Annotated in this window: 9 protein-coding genes and 1 pseudogene; 6 read left to right on the top strand and 4 right to left on the bottom strand. The window is 68.5% G+C overall.

Annotated features, from left to right (window positions below; genetic code table 11):
• From ACFXPL_RS36675 to ACFXPL_RS36660, 4 genes and pseudogenes are all read left to right on the top strand, one after another.
• Window positions 1-191, top strand: a pseudogene (locus ACFXPL_RS36675) (amidohydrolase); the annotation flags it as partial.
• 2 nt (window positions 192-193) lie between these two features.
• Window positions 194-337 (top strand): hypothetical protein, encoded by a 144-nt coding sequence (locus ACFXPL_RS36670; RefSeq protein WP_384927514.1) that lies wholly within the window; start codon window positions 194-196, stop codon window positions 335-337.
• Between the two features lie 344 nt (window positions 338-681).
• The gene (locus ACFXPL_RS36665; RefSeq protein ID WP_384927513.1) at window positions 682-1,182 is read left to right on the top strand and encodes a hypothetical protein; all 501 of its coding nucleotides are present in this window, start codon (window positions 682-684) and stop codon (window positions 1,180-1,182) included.
• Window positions 1,183-1,255: 73 nt separating this feature from the next.
• Window positions 1,256-1,912, top strand: a complete 657-nt coding sequence (locus ACFXPL_RS36660; RefSeq protein ID WP_384927512.1) for a class I SAM-dependent methyltransferase — start codon at window positions 1,256-1,258, stop codon at window positions 1,910-1,912.
• Between the two features lie 614 nt (window positions 1,913-2,526).
• Here the strand turns inward: ACFXPL_RS36660 and ACFXPL_RS36655 are convergent.
• Together ACFXPL_RS36655 and ACFXPL_RS36650 are read right to left on the bottom strand one after the other, a co-directional pair.
• Window positions 2,527-3,117, bottom strand: coding sequence for an RICIN domain-containing protein (locus tag ACFXPL_RS36655; RefSeq protein ID WP_384927511.1), 591 nt, complete (start codon window positions 3,115-3,117; stop codon window positions 2,527-2,529).
• 494 nt (window positions 3,118-3,611) lie between these two features.
• The gene (locus ACFXPL_RS36650) at window positions 3,612-4,832 is read right to left on the bottom strand and encodes an acyltransferase family protein (RefSeq protein ID WP_384927510.1); all 1,221 of its coding nucleotides are present in this window, start codon (window positions 4,830-4,832) and stop codon (window positions 3,612-3,614) included.
• Window positions 4,833-5,176: 344 nt separating this feature from the next.
• Between ACFXPL_RS36650 and ACFXPL_RS36645 the strand changes: the two genes are divergently transcribed.
• The gene (locus ACFXPL_RS36645) at window positions 5,177-5,983 is read left to right on the top strand and encodes an aminoglycoside N(3)-acetyltransferase (RefSeq protein ID WP_384927509.1); all 807 of its coding nucleotides are present in this window, start codon (window positions 5,177-5,179) and stop codon (window positions 5,981-5,983) included.
• 59 nt (window positions 5,984-6,042) lie between these two features.
• Window positions 6,043-6,348, top strand: coding sequence for a DUF4232 domain-containing protein (locus tag ACFXPL_RS36640; protein WP_384927508.1), 306 nt, complete (start codon window positions 6,043-6,045; stop codon window positions 6,346-6,348).
• 29 nt (window positions 6,349-6,377) lie between these two features.
• Here the strand turns inward: ACFXPL_RS36640 and ACFXPL_RS36635 are convergent, their stop codons facing one another.
• Together ACFXPL_RS36635 and ACFXPL_RS36630 are read right to left on the bottom strand one after the other, a co-directional pair.
• Window positions 6,378-6,758, bottom strand: a complete 381-nt coding sequence (locus ACFXPL_RS36635; protein WP_384927507.1) for a VOC family protein — start codon at window positions 6,756-6,758, stop codon at window positions 6,378-6,380.
• Window positions 6,759-6,767: 9 nt separating this feature from the next.
• A partial coding sequence (locus ACFXPL_RS36630; RefSeq protein WP_384927506.1) for a hypothetical protein occupies window positions 6,768-7,115 on the bottom strand: 348 nt, incomplete at its 5' end.

Genomic DNA, 7,115 nt, shown 5'->3' with positions numbered 1-7,115 from the left:
GCCGGGACTGGCCCATCACCTACCGCCACGACGAGGCCGAACGGCTCGCCCTGCTCAGGGCGTTCGGCGTGCGCGCGTTCACGTCGATGGTCTATCCGCACAAGCCGGGCATGGCCCGCTGGCTGAACGGCTGGGCCGCCGGGTTCGCCGACCGTACGCCCGGCTGTCTGAGGACGGGGGTCTCCCGCCCCGGATGATCCTGCGGGTCTACACCGTGGACCGCGAAGGCCGCGTCACCAGCGACTCCGGCATCCACGGCTTCGAGGGCGCCGAAGTCGAGACGGCCACGAGCCTTGGGCAGGAGTTCCCCCTGTGCCTGTCCTCCCACCGGCCATGAGGGCAGTGCGATGAGGGACCCGCACCGCCGACACCGCGGTCCCTGGAGTGCGCTCCCGCTTTCTTCCCCGGTCACGAGGACCTGCACGCACGGTGCCGTCAGACGGAGGACGTTCCTCTGCCCTACGCCACCGGACTCCTGCTCGTGCACCGCCGCACCTGCCTGTGCCACGCCCGCAACCGCCAGGGCACCACCCGAGTCGCCCGTTCCAGCCGGATCGCCCAGTAGCTCTCGCTGGGACGGGATCCGCAAGGCGCCCGCAACGCGCGTCCAGACCCGGACAGGCCGGGAGACGGGGCGGGCTTGAACCGGTACGGCACGACCTGTCTCCGAAGGAGTAGTCCATGACCGTCACGCTCGACCGGCCTACGAGGACCTGCACACGGGACCCGAAGGAACTCCTCAACGCCGTCCAGCCCCACATCAAGCACCTGACGATCAACGTCCTGGACAGCGGCATGACCCTCTGGGACCGCGAGGTCGCCCTGCTGCTGCGTGACCACACGATGGTCCGCGACATGGCCGAACGCATCCTCGGCAACGCCGTCATGTACACCGTCGGCTGCATGGAGCGCCCCGAGGTCCACCTGGGTGTCGGCAAGCTCGTCGACATCGGTGTTCACCAGCTCATCCTCGACACGCCGGTGTGGTGGGCCCTCTGCGACGTGTACAACGAGGGCCGTTACAAGCATCACGCCCCGTTCATCGAGCGCCGCCGCGACGGCCTGTGCCCGCGCACGGCGGACTTCCTGATGTCCATCGGCTTCGGCGTCGACGAGGAGCTGTGGGCGATCGACGGCACGGACTGCTCGCCGTGCGACAGCAAGGTCCCCGACAGCCACTGAACGGTCCTACCCTGGCCCCTGTCCTCGGTCCCCTCGGAGGACGGGGGCCAGCCCTTTTCGAAGAGGAATCGCCGTGCCCGCACAACACGACATCGCCGCCGAGACGGAGCTGTGGGACACCTACGCCGCCTCCGTCTTCAAAGACGACGCGGAGCCGAGCTTCTGCTGGACCCAGTACGCCGGACACGGACCCGGTCCTGAACTACTCGGCAAGCCACACTCCGTCCTGGAGATCGGCTGCGGCACCGGCCGCGCCCTCGCCAACCTCGCTCAGCACGGCATCACGGCTCGGGGCGTGGACTTGTCTCCCGTCATGGTCAAGAAGATCACAACGAAGTGGGCCGGCACCGGCGCGGAGTTCGTGTGCTCCGAGGTCCTGGAGTATCTGGGTGAGCACGAGGACGCGTACGACGCCGTCTACTCGATCTTCGGAGCCGCCTGGTTCACTGACCCGAGCCGCCTCTTACCCCTCGTCCGCCAGCGGCTCAACTCCGGCGGCGTCCTCGTCTTCTCACAGCCTCCAGCCATCCCTGGCGCTTACGGGCCCCAGGGCATGTACAAGGGAGGCTTCGCCGGCAAGGCGATGTTCACCTACCGCTACAGCTACCGTCCGGCGGTGTGGGAGCGCATGCTGACACGGGCCGGGTTCGCCACGGCAGAGGCTCAGGTGCTTGACGCGCCGCACCCAGGGCATATCGCGACTCTCCTCGTCCGCGCCACAGCTCCATGACTGAGCGGTGAGGGAGCAGCCGCAAGCGCCCACGCGCCCGGGCAGCAGCGGCGGCCACTCCACGGGTATCGGCTCGTGGACGAAGGCGATGCCGCCTGCGGCCGACCCGAACTGCTCGGAGCAAGCCGGTAGACGGCTCGCGCCGTTCAGGTTGAAGGAGCCCCCGCTCGCCGCACCTTTTGGGGCGCTCGGGGGCTGATCGTCGTCTCACATCCATCTCACACGGGTCTCACAGAGGGGCAGAGAGAGGACGGCAGGACGGTGACGCGTGAGGGCTTCATGGGCTCGATATGGACCACATGGAGAACGAGGAAGGCGCCCATCGCACTACGGATCAGAAGGTTGCAGGTTCGAATCCTGCCGAGTGCACACAGGTGAGAGGCCCCCGGAGTAATCCGGGGGCCTCTCGCGTTGGGCCGTACCGCGGCGAAGTACAGCAACGGGTCAGGTGAACGTCAGCCGGTGCCGCCCATCGCTTCGGAATGACTGCCGGTGGCCACACGTACCTCGTCCTCGCTCGCCTCCGCGTAGACCTCCATCGTCATGGCGATCTGCGAGTGCTGGAGGATGCGCCGGCGATGACCGTCCGGTCAGGGGATCCTTCCCAACTCTGGTTACTGGAAGTACTCCCAGCCCTGATTGGCCGACCCGTCGCAGGCGAACTGGGCGGCCTGCGCGCCGTTTGCGGTGCTCGCACCCGATATGCCCAGGCACAGGCCACTCTTGCGATTCTTCAGTTCGAAGACGGAGTCGTTGCGCGCGATCTGCACCCAGTCCTGGTTGACGTCGCTGGAGGGGTTCGCCTGGATGGCTGCCGCACCTGCCGCGGTGCTGGCGCCGTCGATGCCCAGGTTCTTGCCCGAGTAGTTCTCGAAGCTCAGGTAACTGCCGTCCGGGACCCGCGTCCACAACTGCGTCAAAGAGGAAGCGTTGAAGGGCTGCTGAACGATCTTGGCGCCGTTGGCGGTGCTGCCGCCTGACGGCTGCAGAAACTTCTCGGACTTTAAGTTCCGGATCCCATATTGCGCGGCCGCCACCACGGACTTGGCATCCGGGGACACGGACTTGACGTCCTGGATCGCCACGGGCGCCGGGTCACTGCTCCGCGACGACTGGGCGCCCGCGATCGCGGGACTGGCCATCGCCATCAGCGCCGCCCCGGCGAGAACCGCCCCGACAGCATTCCTGGTGCGTCTGATACGCATGCAACGTCTCCTTGCGCTAGGTGTCCTTGTTGTTACCGAGAGCACTCAATCAGGCCCGACGGTGAGTCCGCCAGAGAGCTCGAACATCTTGACTGGAAGCGCTTTCTTGACGAGGTCATGTCGTGCGTGTATTCGAACTCGGGTGCGAACTTGTCTTCGTGAACGCCCACGACGGACGTGGTTCCGCCAGGCGGGTGTCGTCGGCGCCACGGCGGGTGGTGCGACGGATCCGAGGCATCGCACGAGCGCCCTGTGCCTGGGCATTTCAGGTGCCGGTACCGCTGACGGCGCGCAAGCCGCACAGTTGATCTGCGACGGGTCCGGCAACCGGACCTGGACAAGTGAGTGATGACAGAACGGCCTTGAAGGGTGCTGGTGCCCGCGGCTGTCGCGTACGGTCTCGATTCCCCGGGCCAGCTTGACTGTTCCACCGTCGGAATCTGCCGTCAGAGCGCCCCGGACCGGAGTTCGGTACGCGGGTGGCGCGTGTCCTGTCACGGTGGCTGGACGCGGCCTGCCAGCTTCCTGCCCAGCGCTTGGCCCGGCACTTCGACGCAGCGGTAGGTCAGCACACACAGGGGCAGCAGCACGGCGTAGAACGCGATTTCCAGTACGGGATTGTCCTGCTGCCACCGGCCGATTGTGCCGTCGCTCACCGCCAGGAGCACCGGATGCACCAGGTAGACCGAATAGCTGATCGTTCCCAGCCCGACCAGCCAGCGCGGTATCCGCCGGCGCCGCAAGGCCAGCCCGGCGCCGAAGGTCAGCACGGCCAGCAGGAATGCCACGATCCAGCCGCGCCGGGTGAAATTGTCCCCGTCGCCGTACGTGTACGCGCACCCCACGGCGCAGGCCACCACGATCGCGGCGGCGCAGGCCGCGTACCGCCAGGTGCTCTCACCGCGCTCGGCCCGGTGGACGGCGGTGCCGAGGAACATCACCGCGAGAATCACCAGCCCTTCCCACATGGGGACCCCCCCGTTGAAGGGAACCAGGACGAGCGCCAGCACCCCGCCCACGACGCCCCCGAGTATCCGAAGCGCAGGCGACTTGGCGCCGGCACAGCAGATGGCGGCAACCATGGCGACAGAGGCGAGTGCGATGAGCAGGCCGGTGCCTACCGCACCGGACAGGGCGGAAGCCGGCAGCGCGACCCCCACCAGTACGCTCACGGCGGCGAGCAGGGCCAGGGTGACAGCCACTTCCGCCGATCGCTGGTGCAGTCGGACGGTGAAGAGAGCGACGACCAGCAGATAGAACGCCATCTCATACGAGAGCGTCCACAGGACGAGAAGGAGATTGGGCGTCCCCAGCAGCTCCTGGAGCAAGGTGACATGGGCGACTGCCACCGAGGTGATGCTCTGCCCACCGAAGTCGCGGACATGAGCGAAGCCCAGCAGGTTGGCGGCGAGGACCGCGGTGACGACCGCGGCCCACAGCGGGTAGACGCGGAACAACCGTCCGATCCAGAAGGTCCGGACGCAGCCCCGGCGCTCCAGCGACGCGGGGATGATGTAGCCGCTCACGAGGAAGAACACCATGATGCCGTACCGACTGGTGTTGAATTCCGGCATCAGCTCTCGTCGGAACTCCGCCATGAAGGAGTACGACGAGTGGTCGAACACCACAACGAGTGCCGCGATGCCGCGCAGCGCGTCCAGCCAGCCCAACCGCGATGCGTGGGCCGGCACGGCAGATGCGGGTAATCGCGACATTGCGGAGAATGACCGCTTCGGTCGAGAGGGGGCGGGGATGGGGCGCTCCATGCCCATACTCACGTCATCTCCCGCGCCGGTGTTCAACCCGGCCCTGATCAACCGCTGGTGCAACTCGAAACCGACGGGCTGGAGCAAGGCTCCGACCGAGGGTCCTCATGCGCGCCGGGCACTTGGCCGGGATTCCCGGACGACGGCAATGTTGACGGCGAGGACGGCGCACAGAGGCCGATGATCACCGCCGTACCACGCGGACGGGGGTGGATGAGCAAGTGCGGGGCGCGTCTTGGAGGTGCCGGAAATCCCGTGGTGCGGGAATCTCGGTACATGCATACTCGGCGGTTATGTCGATGACGCCTCCGACCGGCCCGATGTGTACGCGGGACTCGCTCGCCGCCGAACTGCGTGATGTGGGTCTCCGCTCCGGTGAGACCGTCCTCGTGCACTCTTCCCTCAGCTCGCTCGGGTGGGTCTGCGGCGGTGCGGTCGCCGTCGTCCAGGCGCTGCTGGATGTCCTCGGCGACGACGGGACGCTGGTGGTTCCGACGCAGTCGGGCGACAACTCGGATCCGGCGGGCTGGGTGAACCCGCCCGTGCCCGAGGCCTGGTGGGCGGAGATCCGCGCATCGATGCCGGCCTACGACGCACGCACCACACCCACCCGCAGTGTCGGTGTCATCCCGGAGGCCGTCCGCAACTGGCCCGGCGCCGTGCGCAGCGCTCACCCGCAGACGTCCTTCGCCGCAGTGGGCCCGCGCGCCGCCGCGGTCGTGGACGGCCACGCGCTGGACTGCGGGCTCGGCGAGCGCAGCCCGCTCGCCCGGTTGGAGGAGGCCGGAGCCCGGATCCTGCTGCTGGGCGCGGGCTTCGAATCCTGTACGGCGTTCCACCTGGCCGAGTACCGGATTTCGGCGCCGCAGGTCGACAACTCCTTCGCGGTCATGACCCCGCAGGGCCGTAGATGGGCCACCGTGCGCGACACCGCGATCACCGAAGACCGCTTCGGTGAACTGGGCGCGGCCTTCGAGGAGGAGCGCCCGGTGGTACGGGGCACGGTGGGCGCGGCCGATACCCGGCTCTTCTCTCTGGTCGACGCCGTCGCGTACGCCGAGCCTTGGCTGGCCGAGCATCGGCCGCATCCGGCGCGCTGAACCGCGCTGAGGACGGCGCCGGCAACGCGGCCGGGAGCGCGGGTCGGCTGCCTCGTCGAATGCTCGGGGGGACAGCGGGGCCTCGGGGGGGCTTTGAGCCGGCTTCCGGGAAGGACGGCAGCGTCAGCGCCGAGCGCAGTGCGATCACGGCGTCCCGGGTGAAGGTGGGGCCGGGGGAGGGGACGCGGTTCACGTTGCACTTCCCGCCGAACGACACCGGCGGCAGCGGCGTGACCTTCACCAGCCTGGTGGTCACCCCGCCCGACGAGACCCACTCCCGCACCGTGCCCGTGAGCATCAACCTTCCCGTGGCCGGCGACTCCGGTCCCGCCGTCAGCGTGGACCCCGTAGGCGCGGGGAAGTAGGGGACGTTGACCGCCACCGGGCGCCGCCCTTACGGCCACGTGCGCGCGTGTGCCGCGAAGAAGTCGGCCTCGCTGTGTACGGGAATGACGCACACGAGGTGACCGCCCGGTGCGCGCAGCGTGCGGCATTCCAGCCAGGCGGATTCCTCGGTCGCTCCGAGGGCCAGCAGGCGGGCGGTCTCGGCTTCGATGTCGTCGGTCTCGATGTCCAGGTGGTAGCGCGGTGCGTCGTCCACCGCCTGTACGGCCGTGACCAGGCCCGGCAGGGCTTCGTGGAGCACGGTGAACTGCTCCTCCGCCTCGACCGTACGGGCGGGTGTTCCCAGGGCGGCGGACCAGAACTCCGCGGCTCGCGACGCCTGTTCCCGGGGTACGTCGATGAGGATCGTGGAGGCACGGGAGCGGTGCATCGGGCCACCCTAGTGGTCACCCCTGGGTGGCGTGTGGGGGACCACCACGACCTGGTACGCGTCCTCGTAGACGACCCGGCCCGGGTCCGTCGAGCGCGTCTCGTGCCACGGGACGCCGTGCGCGGTGAGGAGGTCCAGGTAGCCGTCCACGCGCGCGATCAACTTCTGTGCCTCGGCCGATGGTTTGAACCAGGCGACCGCGCCCGGGTGCAGTTCGGCGTCGTAGACCAGTGGGTCGACGGTGGACGGGTCGGGGTAGTTCGCGTCGTACCAGTCGTTGCCCGCCCGCCAGAAGCGCCACTGCTCCTCGGTCAGGGCGCCGCTCCTGGCGAGGCCGTTGGCCAGGGCGAAGACGCC

It is taken from the genome of Streptomyces sp. NPDC059092, assembly GCF_042756365.1.
Classification (GTDB): domain Bacteria; phylum Actinomycetota; class Actinomycetes; order Streptomycetales; family Streptomycetaceae; genus Streptomyces.
Note: the sequence above shows the minus strand (reverse complement) of the source record. Positions and strands in the feature narration are given on the sequence as shown.